15 protein-coding genes and 1 riboswitch are annotated in these 13,777 nt (G+C 36.4%); of the genes, 9 read left to right on the top strand and 6 right to left on the bottom strand.

Annotation, left to right across the window (positions count from 1 at the left end; all coding sequences use genetic code 11):
* Positions 1-237: 237 nt before the first annotated feature.
* Positions 238-2,052, bottom strand: coding sequence for an oligoendopeptidase F (gene pepF, locus AN161_RS07155; protein WP_053593681.1), 1,815 nt, complete (start codon positions 2,050-2,052; stop codon positions 238-240).
* 165 nt (positions 2,053-2,217) lie between these two features.
* Here pepF and AN161_RS07150 point away from each other — a divergent pair, with 165 nt between their 5' ends.
* A complete protein-coding gene (locus AN161_RS07150; protein WP_053593680.1) occupies positions 2,218-3,192 on the top strand; it encodes a hypothetical protein in 975 nt (324 codons plus the stop codon).
* A gap of 245 nt (positions 3,193-3,437) precedes the next feature.
* On the opposite strand, the gene AN161_RS07145 is transcribed toward AN161_RS07150, so the two are convergent.
* The gene (locus AN161_RS07145) at positions 3,438-3,689 is read right to left on the bottom strand and encodes a hypothetical protein (RefSeq protein ID WP_053593679.1); all 252 of its coding nucleotides are present in this window, start codon (positions 3,687-3,689) and stop codon (positions 3,438-3,440) included.
* A 145-nt stretch (positions 3,690-3,834) separates the two neighbouring features.
* Between AN161_RS07145 and AN161_RS07140 the strand changes: the two genes are divergently transcribed.
* Together AN161_RS07140 and AN161_RS07135 are read left to right on the top strand one after the other, a co-directional pair.
* Positions 3,835-4,275, top strand: a complete 441-nt coding sequence (locus AN161_RS07140) for a DNA starvation/stationary phase protection protein (RefSeq protein WP_053593678.1) — start codon at positions 3,835-3,837, stop codon at positions 4,273-4,275.
* A gap of 225 nt (positions 4,276-4,500) precedes the next feature.
* On the top strand, positions 4,501-4,890 hold the full coding sequence (locus AN161_RS07135; protein WP_053593677.1) for a general stress protein: 390 nt from the start codon (positions 4,501-4,503) through the stop codon (positions 4,888-4,890).
* A gap of 141 nt (positions 4,891-5,031) precedes the next feature.
* Here the strand turns inward: AN161_RS07135 and AN161_RS07130 are convergent, their stop codons facing one another.
* The gene (locus AN161_RS07130) at positions 5,032-5,931 is read right to left on the bottom strand and encodes a DMT family transporter (protein ID WP_053593676.1); all 900 of its coding nucleotides are present in this window, start codon (positions 5,929-5,931) and stop codon (positions 5,032-5,034) included.
* A 134-nt stretch (positions 5,932-6,065) separates the two neighbouring features.
* On the opposite strand from AN161_RS07130, the gene AN161_RS07125 reads away from it, so the two are divergent.
* From AN161_RS07125 to AN161_RS27420, 4 genes are all read left to right on the top strand, one after another.
* A complete protein-coding gene (locus AN161_RS07125) occupies positions 6,066-6,941 on the top strand; it encodes a LysR family transcriptional regulator (RefSeq protein WP_053593675.1) in 876 nt (291 codons plus the stop codon).
* Positions 6,942-7,055: 114 nt separating this feature from the next.
* The gene (locus AN161_RS07120; RefSeq protein ID WP_053593674.1) at positions 7,056-7,730 is read left to right on the top strand and encodes a phosphopantothenoylcysteine decarboxylase; all 675 of its coding nucleotides are present in this window, start codon (positions 7,056-7,058) and stop codon (positions 7,728-7,730) included.
* A 109-nt stretch (positions 7,731-7,839) separates the two neighbouring features.
* Positions 7,840-8,433 carry a TetR/AcrR family transcriptional regulator gene (locus AN161_RS07115; protein ID WP_053593673.1) on the top strand — a complete coding sequence of 198 codons (594 nt, stop codon included), beginning with the start codon at positions 7,840-7,842 and terminating at the stop codon, positions 8,431-8,433.
* 400 nt (positions 8,434-8,833) lie between these two features.
* Positions 8,834-8,928: riboswitch (SAM riboswitch) on the top strand.
* Between the two features lie 69 nt (positions 8,929-8,997).
* Positions 8,998-9,153: a YezD family protein gene (locus AN161_RS27420; protein WP_075807201.1), complete on the top strand. Its 156-nt coding sequence runs from the start codon at positions 8,998-9,000 to the stop codon at positions 9,151-9,153.
* 384 nt (positions 9,154-9,537) lie between these two features.
* Here AN161_RS27420 and AN161_RS07110 read toward each other — a convergent pair whose 3' ends face one another.
* Positions 9,538-10,026, bottom strand: coding sequence for a flavin reductase family protein (locus AN161_RS07110; RefSeq protein WP_053593672.1), 489 nt, complete (start codon positions 10,024-10,026; stop codon positions 9,538-9,540).
* 227 nt (positions 10,027-10,253) lie between these two features.
* Between AN161_RS07110 and AN161_RS07105 the strand changes: the two genes are divergently transcribed.
* Positions 10,254-11,039, top strand: a complete 786-nt coding sequence (locus AN161_RS07105; RefSeq protein WP_053593671.1) for a VOC family protein — start codon at positions 10,254-10,256, stop codon at positions 11,037-11,039.
* A gap of 76 nt (positions 11,040-11,115) precedes the next feature.
* On the opposite strand, the gene AN161_RS07100 is transcribed toward AN161_RS07105, so the two are convergent.
* On the bottom strand, positions 11,116-11,316 hold the full coding sequence (locus tag AN161_RS07100) for a cold-shock protein (RefSeq protein WP_053593670.1): 201 nt from the start codon (positions 11,314-11,316) through the stop codon (positions 11,116-11,118).
* 213 nt (positions 11,317-11,529) lie between these two features.
* Between AN161_RS07100 and AN161_RS07095 the strand changes: the two genes are divergently transcribed.
* On the top strand, positions 11,530-13,209 hold the full coding sequence (locus AN161_RS07095; RefSeq protein ID WP_053593669.1) for a formate--tetrahydrofolate ligase: 1,680 nt from the start codon (positions 11,530-11,532) through the stop codon (positions 13,207-13,209).
* Between the two features lie 103 nt (positions 13,210-13,312).
* Here the strand turns inward: AN161_RS07095 and AN161_RS30115 are convergent, their stop codons facing one another.
* Positions 13,313-13,531: a hypothetical protein gene (locus AN161_RS30115; RefSeq protein ID WP_053593789.1), complete on the bottom strand. Its 219-nt coding sequence runs from the start codon at positions 13,529-13,531 to the stop codon at positions 13,313-13,315.
* Positions 13,532-13,777 lie beyond the last annotated feature (246 nt).

Raw genomic sequence — 13,777 nt, 5'->3', positions numbered from 1 at the left:
AAACACTTCCTTTGAAAATTGTTAGTCGAATTTTGCTAAATAAATTGCGTACTCTTAATAATAACGGTACATTTGTATGAAGAAAAATGATTGTCTATTTAGAAATATCAAAAAAGTGTAGAGGGACGCCCTGATTCTAGTATATGTACGAATTTTCTTGCTTAGAACTAAAAAAAAGAAAACCATCTACGCCTATGATAGCATTGGATGGTTTTTGTTTATTGAAGCAGACTTTGATTAGCCTTTTATAGCTTCCATTTCCATTGTTAATTGTTCAAGTTCATCAATGAGGTGACCAATATAAGAAATCGTATCTCGAAGCGGCTGCTCTGTTGTAATATCTACACCTGCCATTTGAGCTAGCTCTACAGGTGATTTCGTGCCACCAGCTTGAAGGACAGCTAACCATTCATCAACAGCTGCACTGCCTTCCTTTAATATACGCTGAGATACTTGTGTAGAAATCGTTAAGCCTGCACTATATGTGTAAGGATATAAGCCCATATAATAGTGTGGCTGACGCATCCAAGTAAGCTCTGCGCCTTCGGAAATATCGACAGTATCGCCCCAGAAATCTTCAAGGACAGAACGTTTTAATTGATTTAAAACCGTGGCATTAACAGCTTCACCAGCGTCAATTAATTCATATACTTTTCGTTGATATGCTGCCTCTAGTAAGTGCGTGACGAAGTTATGATAATACGTTTTAGACACAATATTAGAAATAACCCAGCGTTTGAAACGAAGATCATCGTTATGGGTTAGTAAATAATTCGCTAGTAGCATTTCATTCATTGTTGATGGTGCCTCGATAAAGTATAACGAAGGACGGCTGTTAAAATAAGATTGATGAGCATGTGCATTCGCAAAATGACCTGCATGTCCTAGCTCATGGATAAGAGTGAATACCTCATTCATACGCTCATTCCAAGACATTAAAATATACGGATGACTACCATATGGACTTGAACAAAATGCACCCGTGGATTTTCCATTGTTTAGTGAATAATCAATCCAGCGCTCGTTAAACGCCTTTTCAATCAAGTTCTTGTAATCCTCGCCCATAACTGCTAATGCTTTTTCAACATACCCCTTTGCTTCAGCCATTGTTAATTTCGGATCGTAATCTGGATCAAGTGCTATTTTTAAGTCAGCAAATGTCATTTTCTCGATGCCATTCGCTTGTTGAATCAGCTTTGCGTAACGGCGCATATGAGGCGCAAGCTCTTTTGTAATAAGATCTATTTGACGATTATAAAGCGTACGATCAACATCCTGATCAAACAGTAAATAATCAATGATAGAGTCGAAGCCACGTAAATCAGCCATTGTTTTTTCCTGTTGAATATGCGTGTTATAAATTTTTGCAGTTGTGTGCTGATAATCGCGTAACTTACTAGAAAATGCTTCAAATGCAGCACGGCGTACATTTGTATCAGCCTCAAACTCCCAGTTATTTTCGTATAATACAAAGCTCAGTGGATACTTTTCACCGTTTGCCTCAAACTGGCCAAAATGCATATCAACTAGCTTTGTCGTATTATACGTTTCATAAGGCGCCTTAAAAGTTGAGCTAAATGCAGCTAATGCTTTTTCCACTTCTGGATGTAGCTGATGAGGCTTTTGCTTTAACAATTCCTCTAAGTAAACCTTGTAAATAGGGCTCAACTTCGCAGCTTCTTGTAAAATTGTCTCATCTAGGGCTAGTAATTCACTGCGTACAAAAGATAGTGCACTACTAATTTTTCCGACTGCTGTACTGTATTTTGCAGAACGCATTTGAGCTACGTCATCTGTACGATCTGCTTGAATATTTAAGCTGGCATAAGTGCCAATAGGAACAATGCTTTTTTGTAATGCTTCAAAAGCTGTTAAAACATCAATCACCTTTTGTGCATCCGTAATTGTACCTTGATATTTGCGTTCAAAGTTTAGTGCTTCCTCTACAAGCTGAGCTAAAGCCGGCTCAAAATCTGCATCGTTTTCAAGTAAATCCTTTAAATCCCACGTTTCTTCTACTGGTACATCTTTTCGTAATGGTAAAATCCCCATCAATTAACACCCCTTTTAGTGTGAGTGACTCCATTATAACGAAACTATTTCGGAAAGTGAAATAATAATAGAGAATAGTCCTAATATTCTCAAAAAATACATAAGAATGTAGAAACTTACGTTCTCATTAGTTATAATGGATTTAAAGATAAAGGGGGGTGAAAAATGCAGTTAGTTTGGGAGAAACCGGACGTATATAATTTTAGACAAGTGAATCAGGATAGTTTATGGAAAAAGATAATTGCGGATTTGTTTGAAGATTTTTTGTTGTTCTTTTTACCAGAGTTACACGCAGAAGTAGATTTTTCAAAACAAGTGGAGTTTTTACAACAGGAGCTTTTCAAAGAAATTATTGAGCATCGTCAAGGACGCAAAATAGCCGATCAAATAGCGAAGGTTCATCTTAAAAGTGGAAAAGAGCAATGGATCCTTGTCCATACGGAAATACAAACTGTCGATGAAGTGCATTTTGCGAAGCGTATGTTTGAGTATTTCTATCGTATCAGTGATCGTTATGGTAAGAAGATTGTGGCGATTGCTATTTTTACAGATACAAGTACCAAAAGTACGAATCAATATCATGATAAATATTTTGGTACAGAAATAACATATACTTTTAATAAGTTTGTCGTCTCAGATTTTGATAAAGAAGAATTGACAAAATCACCGAAACTATTTAGTAAAGCGATACTAGCATCTATTTATATGAATCGGACTAAAAACAAAATGAGCTTTCGTAGTGTATACAAAAGAGCTCTGTTAAGAGAAGTGTGGTCATTAAATAATGTTGAACGAACAGAAATGAGTGCGTTGCTTTACTTTATTGATTATTTATTGAAACTACCAAGAGATATGTCTGAGCAGCTTGTAAAGGATATAAAAGATGAGATTAGAGGGGAGGAAGAAATTTTGCATTTATATAAAGAAGATTTACCGCCGACACTAGTAGGAGTTTTGGATTTAGAAAGGCAGGAAGGATTTGAGCAGGGCATTGAACAAGGTATTGAACAAGGTATTGAACAAGGTATTAAGCAAATAATTTTCGGATTAATGAAAAATGGTGCTGAGGATGAGTGGATTGCTGAAGTTGCAAAGCTTTCAGTGGCAAAGGTAAAGGAAATTCGTAAGGAACTTAAGTAGTCTAATTGTGCAGAAAAATAAAATGTTTGGACACTATGAAATTCAACAAATTCTTATAAGGATTGTTGTAAATTTTTAGTGTCCAATTTAAGATGAAATCCATTTCTTGTTGTAAATTTGTTTAAGAACAGTTTGATTTAACTATTTCCCTAATTAACCTTTAGGGCTCGACTTGTATAATCTATAATTACCATCTACATTCGAATAACATATTCAGGATTTTCTACAGAACGAAATAACTCTGTTCATTTAGGTAATACAGAAGCCATACCTACTTCAAACACTTTGTTTTTCTGATACTCCTTCGATATACTACCAAACTTTGTAGTCTTTACTGCTTTAAATTCTTTTGCATCCACAGCCCACTCAAGTAAGAATAGATCATTATTGTTATCTTTTTTCGTTAATTCACGCGCCATTTGTTGTGTACAGAATCCTCTGATGTACACCCAGTAATAATAAGTAGGAAGATGCAAAATAAGAAAAATTTTAGACATTAAAACTCCTCCTAATCTGTATCCCAAGTCCATGCAAATGGGCATAAAAAATTTGTTTGTGTCAATGGGAAAAATGTGTGTATAGCCTATATACTTTGAAACGCATACTAATAGCTAGAACAATTGGCACATTGGAGGAGAAATGATGACACAAAACTTAAACAAACAATTGAATAAACTTGTCGCTACATGGTCTGTACTTTATACAAAGCTTCACAATTATCATTGGTATGTGACGGGAAATACCTTCTTTACACTACATGCAAAATTTGAAGAACTATATAATGAAACAACATTAAATCTAGATGAAATTGCAGAGCGTATTCTTTCGAAAGATGGAAACCCAGTGGCTACTTTAAAAGAACATCTCGAGCTATCCTTTGTCGAGGAAGCGACAGGGAATGAGACGACAGAGGAAATGGTAGCTACAACCATTTCAGATTTCCAAAAGCTGATGAAAGCTTTAAATTCAACAATGCAGCTTGCGGCTGAAGAAGGGGACGATCGAACAGAGGATTTACTAAATGCTATGTACCAGTCCCTTGAAAAGCATACATGGATGTTGAAGGCTTTCCTTGGGCACTAATAACCGAGATAAAAAATAAGATAGGCAATACGGATCTTTTTAGTAAGCTTCCATTGCCTATTTTTTGACATTTTATAAAAGTACTATACCATATTACAAAACGGGAACATATATCAAAACGATGTAACAAATATTACAGTTCGTTAAAGAATGAACAAAATGGGTTTTTTCTTAAATAAGTAGGGTAAATATCTGGTAAGCCATACGAATTAGGAGGAATTGAACATGATAAATGAACAAAACCCACAAATTGAAGTGGCCCATACAAGGGAAGAAATGCTTCATATTTTAGAAAGTATGCGATTAGAAGCATATCAAATAGAGGACATTATCCACATTATTGCAAAGGATCCAAGGCAATTTGAGGATGTAAAATGGGATGCTGATGTTAAAACACATGAGGTAGGGAATTTGGTGGATCAATTTAAATCATGGTTTACCGGTGAATCGGCTGTAACAGAAGGATTAAAGAGATTCAATTTTACTGTGGGACAAACGGCGTACTATGCCCACCACGTAGAACAAGGTGCTATCGTATTATTTGCCGAGCGTGAGGATTCAATTGAGTCTAGGACAACATCAACTCTTTCGGAAGATAATCGCTTATCAACATGATCCGCTCAATCTACGTGTAACCGTGACATTAATAATGCAGTGGATGAATGAAGCTGAACAAATTCGAAGATATCTATACAAATAAAACAGAGTGAATGCACATGCATCACTCTGTTTATTTGAATTATGGTGGTATTAAAGTTAATGTATAGCTTTTTCATGTTCGTGTTTTTTTATAAAGCGTAATACATGAAGGTGCTCTAATTGAGCAACAAGGTTACCGATTAGAATAAAGCTACCTCCAATTAATATTTTTATCGTTATTCCCTCACCAATAAACATCATGGCGAACATCGCCGCAAAAATCGGTTCTAAAGAAAAAATGAGTCCTGTATGTGTAGCAGAAGTGTACTGTTGTGCAACAGTTTGACCTACGAAGCAAAATGCACTACAAATAACACCGAGTCCTATAATGGCAATCCATGAAGTCGTTGTATTTGGGAGAGTTGGTGTTTCAAAAATTAATGTTAATACAAGTGCATAAAGCCCAGCAAAACCGAGCTGGTAAATGCCATAGGAAATTGATTCAACGCTTCGTGTAAATGTACTGTTTAATAATAAGTATATCGAATAACATAGTGCAGCGATGGCTACTAAAATATCCCCTTTTTGAAAGGCCAATGAGCCTTGAGTAGTTAAAACTGTAATTCCAAGCATTGTGCAAACAATCGCAAAGCTAACGGCTCTTGAAGGTAATTTCTTTTCAATAAAACTGCTGAAAATAGGTACTAAGACAACTGTTAGACTTAAAATAAATCCAGCATTTGATACAGAAGTTGTTTCTAGTCCGAATAAACTGAGAGCGAACACAATGAATAACAATAACCCTTGAATAGCTGCATATTTTAATGTTTTAGTATCGACCTTAATCATTCGTTTGTAAAAGATGATACCTGCTGCGAAAAATGCGATGATACAACGTAATGCCACTACATTATATACGGCCAATGTTTCAAGCCCCATTACCATAAAGGTATAAGAAAGTCCCCAAAACATTGTCACAATAACCATCAATAAATTTGCTTTTCCTTGGATACTCATTATGCTCACCTACCATCCCTGTACTAAAACAGTTTTCATACTAAAAATTACTATATATCTTGTATTGTGATTAGTAAAACGAATGTTTATAATGATTAGTATTAAAAAAATTCATGTATTAGAGGAAAAAGACAATGAGTTTAGTGAAATATGAGATTTTGAATAAAGTGGCTGAGGTAGCAAGCTTTACAAGAGCAGCGGAGGCTTTAGGTTTAACCCAATCTGCTGTAAGTCACGCTGTCTCAAGCTTAGAAAAGGAGTTCGGCTTTGCACTCATTCACAGAAGTCGAGCGGGTGTCACGTTAACTAGCGAAGGAGATACAATGCTAAGAGCAATGAGACATGTCCTCGACGCAGAGGAGCTATTACAGCAGGAAGCAGCACATATACTTGGCGTTACTCGTGGGAAAGTGCGAATTGGCGTAATTTCAAGTATCTCCTCAAACTGGATGCCGGAAATTGTTCGTATTATGGACAATCAATTTCCTGGTATACAAGTCGAATTGCGAGAGGGAGATTATTATGAAATTGAACAATGGCTACTGAGTGGAGAGGTGGATGCAGGATTTTTAAATGGTCAAAATTCTGGGCAATTTCAGTTTACCGAACTACAGCAGGATCCATTGCTGTGTATTGTCTCCGATAAAAGCCCGCTTTATGATAAAGCAGAAATTGATATTGTTGAATTAGAAGATATGCCATTTATCTTGAATTCGCATAAAGGGACAAATGATGTAAATGTAATTTTGGAGCAATATCATGTAAAGCCAAATATTCGCTTTGAACTATCAGAAGATGTAGGGATCATTTCGATGATTTCTCACCAGCTAGGAATTAGTATTTTACCGAAATTAGTTATAAATAATTTGCCGCTTACATTAAAGGCAATTCCTTTGAAACAAGGTGGCTATCGCACAATTGGAATTGCTATGAAACACCAGGCATCACCGGTGACAAAGAAATTTGCGGAGATATTAAGTTCCTGGTTAAAAGAACAAAATATGAAATAACTTTAAATCTAACTCTTTGTGGTTCGCGATATACCCTATAAAAACAACATTGATGCATAACATAGCATTACGTTAAAATAGTATTTGTATATTTTTTTAGAAAAAGGTGAGTGTATGGGGACATTACGAGGTAAGACCGTACTCATTACAAGTGGGGGAACACTTGAAAAATGGGATCGTGTGCGTGGGCATACGAATTTATCAAAAGGGTCGATGGGCTGTTATTTAGCTGAGGCGGCACTAGCGGCTGGGGCAAACGTATTGTATATGCATGGTTATTTTGCGCAGCTGCCAACAAACAAAGATAAAATGCGTACCATTCGATTTGAAGGTATAGAAGATTTAGGCGAGAAAGTTCGACATGCTGTTCAGGAAGAAAAGGTGGATATCGTTATTATGGCTGCTGCTGGTTCTGATTGGCTCATTGATAAAGTATATGACCAATCAGGGAATTTAATGGAGGAAGCAGGTAAAATGCCATCTGATGAGCCACCTATTATTCACTTTAAAAAGGCGCCTAAAGTATTAGGTCAAATAAAAGAGTGGCAGCCGAATGTTACTTTAGTAGGCTTTAAACTCGAGGCAACAGATGATGAGGATTTTTTACTGTCCCGCGCACGTCTACGGATGGAGTCGGCCAACGCTCAGTTTATGGTAGCTAATAGCTCACAGTCTTTATATGGAGGAGATGAGCCACACTGGATTGTACCGGCTGAAGGCGAACCAATAAAGATTATGGGCAAGCAAAAAACAGCGAAAGCATTAATGGATTTTTTACAAAATGATTAAAGAGAAAACTGTGTAGGCAAAGATCTGCACAGTTTTTGTTTTATTATTGTTTTAGGTAATGATTTAGATTATTATTTACTAAACGTTAGGTAAAAAATGGAGGGGTCATATGGGTAATTCAGAACAAACATTTAAAAAAATTTTAGAAGTTGCGTACGTTATGTTTTCTGAAAATGGATTTGATAAAACAAGTCTATCCATGATTGCTAAAGAGGTAGGGATATCCAAACCAGCTATCTACTATTATTTTCAATCTAAAGATCAACTAATTGAATATTTGTTTGAAGAAATCTATAAAGAAATTAAACTTGAAATTACATTTAATTATACAGACATTTCGAAGGACAATCTAATACAAAAGCTATTGGAAATTGGCTACATGTCAATTGAGCAACAGGAAAAAGACATACATTTTAATAAAATATTTAATCAATATATGCTGTTAGCTTCCCGAGATGAAAAATATATGAAAAGGCTTTTAGAGCTCCAAGCATGTTTTTTAGACGGCTTTTATGATTTATTGAAATACGCTGTACAAATTGAGGCAATTTGCGATTCAAATATTAAAGCAAAAGCTCATATGCTTGCGATGGTCTACGATAATATCGGCAATTTTATGTTGACTGGAATTGAATTAGATTATAAAGAGATATGGCAGGAAGCTGTAGATAGTGTGTTCAGAGAGCAAAAAGGGAAAATATAGAGAAGCAGCTACAATAGAGGTCTGATTGAATAGATTTTGAGAAATGTAACAAGGTAAAGATAATTCCATAAGGATTTCTAAAAAACATGTTTGCAATAAAATGTCAGTGTAACATTAGTGTAGTGAGTTTTTTTGGATAAATTTTACACTTTTTGAATTAGAAATGAAGTAATGGAATAAAATAATTTCTGTATGTGGGCTAACTAAACAATGGTTAGCCCTTTATTTTTATTTTCATTCAGCAAATGTTTTTTGTAACGACAGCGGCAATTACGCCGAGGCGAAATCGATATTAAAATACTTCTTTTTACTCAATTACATAGTATTCAGCTAGGTTTTGTAATATTTATATTGACAATAGGTTTTCAGAATTATAGAATTATTTCCAAGAAACGTAATATTCCTATCAAAAGAAGTGGAGGGACTTGACCCATAAAGCCTCGGTGATCATTATTGTAGGCGCCAAATCCAACAGAGCTATCTGAGAGATAAGGGGGCTATGAATCAATTTGATGCGTTGGCCTCTTTTGTACAAAAAAGAATGAAAAAGAAGGGGTGAATCGGATGACTCAACAGGCAAAGGTAGATGACAAAAAACTAGAGGCAATTGCAAAGGCAATTCAACATTTAGAATTTGGAGAAGTACACATTACGATTCAAGATGGTGTCATTGTTCAAATTAACAGACTTGAAAAGCAGAGATTTCCACAGAAAAAGTAAACAATATGATGACAGTTGACCAGATCTTTGAGGACCACAAGCAGGATTATTTCCTTCGTTTATTTGTGGCCTTTTTTGTTTAGCGGCTGGCTAAAGGAGCGGGTTACTTGTTCATTGTAGTAGGGTGGTTTTGGTGTTAGTCTGAAAAATAGGGTTGATGATTAGCATATCACCTTCCGTGGGAGAAATAATAAAACTACTGAAAATAGGTATCATATATTTTCAACATTACCCCATCAATTAAATAAAGTTTAAAAACAGTTACTTTTAATTCATAAATTCAAGTATGGCTAAATATTCAGCAATTGTATATGATACAAAAAACAGGATTGATTTCGACGAATCATCCTGTTTTTGCATGTATTCTACTTACTTGAAGATGTTTTATTCATAAAAACTATTAGGGATTTCACCAATATGTCTACGATGATAGAGTAGGGGCTCCTTCTGTGCATTATCAATTTCTATGACCTGCCCAATAAGTATCGTATGATCTCCCGCATCGATTTGCTGAAATGTTTTACATTGTAAAGTGGCTACTGTATCGTGTAAAATCGGAAGACCGTGAACGGAAGTTGACCACTTTGCCTGAGCGAAACGATCCGGTATTTTACTTGAAAATAGCGTACATAAATGCTCCTGATTGCTCGCTAAAATATTGACAGCAAACTTGTCGGCTGCTGTAAAATATGGATGCAGCTGTGATTTTTTATCGAGCGACCATAAAATAAGGAGTGGATCTATGGAGACTGACGCAAAGGAATTGACAGTTATGCCAATAGGTTCATCTGCATCATTACAAGCTGTGACAACCGTAACGCCTGTTGGATAATTACCTAATGCTAATTTAAAAGCTGCTACTCTGTCTGTCATTCTAATCACCTCTTGATATTTTATGTGAATATACCATTGATTTATGGAAATGAAAAACCTTTTTTGATTAACCATCTGCACGGTAGTTATTTCGTCGCGTGCATCTAAAAATAGTCATCACAAAATATAGTAACTCCTTAATAATTGGAATATTCTTAATTTTATTTTAAACCAATAAAACTAACAGGTAAAGTATATAATAGAGTGAAAAAAGAGGGGGTTTAGTCATGACATTATATTTTGACCATCTAGTTCACCAAGTTCAATCACCAGAAAATACACAGGTTTTCTTAAACAAACGCAATATCCATACAGTTAACGGTGGTCAACACACAATGTGGGGGACATACAATTCGTTAAGCTACTTTGGATTAAACTATATAGAGCAAATAGCAATCTATGATCGTGATTTATTTGAAAATGCTGCGAAATTACCTTATTCCCTACATTATACGTTTAAGCGTACTAACGAGCGCTATGGTTTTTCACGAATTGCATTACGTACAAAAAATATTGAGGAAGAGGGACGACGTTTGCGTGCACTTGGCTTTGAAGTGTATGGACCTGACGCTTGTAGTCGCACAAGACCAGATGGCTCCGTGGTAGAATGGAAGCTATTGCATTTTGGGAAACCAGGCCAGGCAATTGATTTTCCCTTTTTGATCGAGTGGGCTGATGCAGATGAGGAACGTGTTGCACAATTAAAGGCAAGTGGCGCCATTGATATGAAACAATCAATAACGATGGAGTCCGTGCAATTTTATGTAAAAGATGTGCAAACTACTATTAAATTATGGCAGGAAGTATTACAACTACCAGAACCTGAGCAACATGCACAGTTTATTTCCTTGCAATTACCAAATATTCGTTTAGATTTTTATGAAGAAGTTGCTGCAACTGCTCTAACGCTAGGTCATTTAAATGAAGGGCCGTTTGGGGTGACACTTAAAGATACTGACAGAATGAAGGAAACGCTAGTTTTTCCAACTGCTTTTTATTGGATCAATCGTTGAAGCTATAGCGCTTAGAAGAAAATTAGGAGCATTTAGAAAAAAGGAGCCGTTCATCCAACGAACAGCTCCTTTGTGTTTATAATTTAACAACATTTGACGCCTGTGGTCCACGATTACCTTCCACTACATCAAATGATACCTTTTGACCTTCTTCAAGTGTACGGAAGCCTTCCTCTTGGATGCCCGTAAAATGTACAAATACATCTTCTCCATCATCACATTCAATAAAGCCGTAACCTTTTTCATTATTGAACCACTTTACGCTTCCCTGTTGCATAAGCATTCGCCTCCAATGCGCTTGAATGTAGAACTAAATCAATTAAGTCGTGACATAACCTGCGAAAATGAGAAAAAATGCATTTTCACTTAGAACATACATGAATTGAGCAAAGTTGTCAATTGATTGTCGAAATGCTTGTATAACTAACTATGATTTATTTCACAATAAAGTCTATAATGGAATTGAACAACATAGAAAGTAGGATGCCAAATGACAACGAAAAATCAACCTTTAACAGATCTAGAAATCGCTAGTCAAGCGGTTATGAAGCCTATTACAGAAATAGCGAAAGCTGCAGGCATTCCAGAGGATGCACTTGAACAGTATGGTCGCTACAAAGCAAAAATTGATCCATTAAAAATTACAGCACGGGGTGAGGACGCAAAGGTTGTATTAGTAACAGCCATTAGTCCAACTCCAGCAGGTGAAGGGAAATCAACTGTAACTGTTGGACTTGCTGACGCACTTCATCAATTGGATAAAAATGTTGCTGTTGCTTTACGTGAGCCATCACTCGGTCCTGTAATGGGTGTAAAAGGTGGCGCAACAGGTGGTGGATATGCACAGGTTGTACCGATGGAAGATATTAATTTGCATTTCACAGGCGACCTGCACGCGATTACGACAGCGAATAATGCATTATCAGCATTTATTGATAATCATATCCACCAAGGAAATGCATTAAACATTGACCCTCGTCGTATTATTTGGAAGCGTGTAATGGATTTAAATGACCGTGCCCTTCGTAAAGTAGTTGTGGGTCTCGGTGGTCCTGTACAAGGGATGCCACGTGAGGACGGCTTCGACATTACCGTTGCATCAGAAATAATGGCAGTCTTCTGTTTAGCTACAAGCATTGAAGATTTACGTGAACGTTTAGCAAGCATCGTGATCGGTTATACATTTGATCGTGAGCCCGTATTCGTACGTGATCTTCAAGTGGAAGGTTCCTTAACATTATTATTAAAAGATGCTTTTAAACCAAACTTAGTTCAAACGCTTGAAGGGACACCTGCCATTATTCACGGTGGACCATTTGCCAACATCGCACATGGTTGTAACTCGATAATGGCGACACAAACTGCACGTAAATTAGCTGATATTGTTGTAACGGAAGCGGGCTTTGGTTCAGATTTAGGTGCTGAAAAATTCATGAACATTAAAGCGCGTAAAGGAGGCTTTAAGCCAAGTGCAGTTGTTATCGTAGCAACGATTCGTGCATTAAAAATGCATGGCGGTGTAGCGAAAACAGAACTAGTTGGCGAAAATGTAGAAGCACTTTTACAAGGGATTGAAAACCTAGAGAAGCATGTGGAGACAATTCGTACATTTGGTGTTGAACCAATTATCGCGTTAAATCGCTTTATTACAGATACAGAGGCTGAGCTTGCAGCAGTATTAAACTGGTGTCAAGAGAAGCATGTACGCATTGCACGTACAAACGTTTGGGAAGAGGGCGGTAAAGGTGGTCTAGCCCTAGCAGAACAAGTGTTAGCTGTACTTGAGGAAGAAAACAATTTCTCACCTTTATATGATGTTTCAGAATCTATTGAGGAAAAAGTACGTACAATCGTGCAAAAAGTATATGGTGGGAAAGATGTGCAATTTACCGACCAAGCGAAAAAGCAAATCACCCAAATCGAAAAATTCGGTTGGGATTCTCTGCCGATTTGTATGGCGAAAACGCAGTATTCTTTATCCGACCAACCAAGTTTACTCGGTCGTCCAGAAGGCTTCACGGTAACAATTCGTGAGGTTATTCCAAAGCTTGGTGCAGGCTTCCTAGTTTGCTTAACTGGGGATATTATGACAATGCCAGGTTTACCAAAAGCACCTGCTGCATTGCGTATGGATGTTGATAATGAAGGGCATGCGGTAGGATTGTTCTAAAAAGAAATACAAGAATACGTAAAAAAAATAAATACAACACAAGCTGTTCCTTTAAATAAAGGGCAGCTTTTTTAAATTTAGTAATAAAGAGTGATCAAACTATTTATGCCCCATATTCAATAAGGAGAAAACTAGCTAACCATAAAAAAATTGCAATTCGAATGATGATATACATTGTATATTCAAAAAAAGAAAGGTTTCTTGCACGCTTTAATTTTTTTAAAAGTCTAACAGAAAAAACTGAGCATAAGAGTAGAACTGCTATAGATATTTGATATACGTTCTCTAACAGGTTTACATTTTCAAACAGGCTTTTCAACAGGATCATCCTCTCATGCTAGAAGATATGAGCTGTCTTGTCTCATTATGATGGTCATTTAGTGGAATAGTAGAATGCTACCGATTCATAAGGATGAAAATGTGTTACAGGCTCTTAGTTAGTCTAAATTGTGATAGTTAGGACTCTGGTTAATAGCTAGAGTCTTTTTCATGTTCTTATAAAGAAAGAGAAGGAACATCAATATACTGATTTTGGGAAAGGGTAGCGGATTGTCACTTTGAATTCTAG

The sequence above is a fragment of the Lysinibacillus sp. FJAT-14222 genome, assembly GCF_001278875.1.
GTDB lineage: Bacteria > Bacillota > Bacilli > Bacillales_A > Planococcaceae > Lysinibacillus > Lysinibacillus agricola.
The sequence above is the reverse complement of the archived record's forward strand: the minus strand, read 5'-3'. Positions and strand labels throughout refer to the sequence as shown.

Bases quoted from the DNA above. Each gene is read 5' to 3' on its own strand.
- pepF (WP_053593681.1), bottom strand. From the start codon at position 2,052: ATGGGGATTTTACCATTACGAAAAGATGTACCAGTAGAAGAAACGTGG.
- AN161_RS07150 (WP_053593680.1), top strand. From the start codon at position 2,218: ATGCAGTTAGTTTGGGAGAAACCGGACGTATATAATTTTAGACAAGTG.
- AN161_RS07145 (WP_053593679.1), bottom strand. From the start codon at position 3,689: ATGTCTAAAATTTTTCTTATTTTGCATCTTCCTACTTATTATTACTGG.
- AN161_RS07140 (WP_053593678.1), top strand. From the start codon at position 3,835: ATGACACAAAACTTAAACAAACAATTGAATAAACTTGTCGCTACATGG.
- AN161_RS07135 (WP_053593677.1), top strand. From the start codon at position 4,501: ATGATAAATGAACAAAACCCACAAATTGAAGTGGCCCATACAAGGGAA.
- AN161_RS07130 (WP_053593676.1), bottom strand. From the start codon at position 5,931: ATGAGTATCCAAGGAAAAGCAAATTTATTGATGGTTATTGTGACAATG.
- AN161_RS07125 (WP_053593675.1), top strand. From the start codon at position 6,066: ATGAGTTTAGTGAAATATGAGATTTTGAATAAAGTGGCTGAGGTAGCA.
- AN161_RS07120 (WP_053593674.1), top strand. From the start codon at position 7,056: ATGGGGACATTACGAGGTAAGACCGTACTCATTACAAGTGGGGGAACA.
- AN161_RS07115 (WP_053593673.1), top strand. From the start codon at position 7,840: ATGGGTAATTCAGAACAAACATTTAAAAAAATTTTAGAAGTTGCGTAC.
- AN161_RS27420 (WP_075807201.1), top strand. From the start codon at position 8,998: ATGACTCAACAGGCAAAGGTAGATGACAAAAAACTAGAGGCAATTGCA.
- AN161_RS07110 (WP_053593672.1), bottom strand. From the start codon at position 10,026: ATGACAGACAGAGTAGCAGCTTTTAAATTAGCATTAGGTAATTATCCA.
- AN161_RS07105 (WP_053593671.1), top strand. From the start codon at position 10,254: ATGACATTATATTTTGACCATCTAGTTCACCAAGTTCAATCACCAGAA.
- AN161_RS07100 (WP_053593670.1), bottom strand. From the start codon at position 11,316: ATGCAACAGGGAAGCGTAAAGTGGTTCAATAATGAAAAAGGTTACGGC.
- AN161_RS07095 (WP_053593669.1), top strand. From the start codon at position 11,530: ATGACAACGAAAAATCAACCTTTAACAGATCTAGAAATCGCTAGTCAA.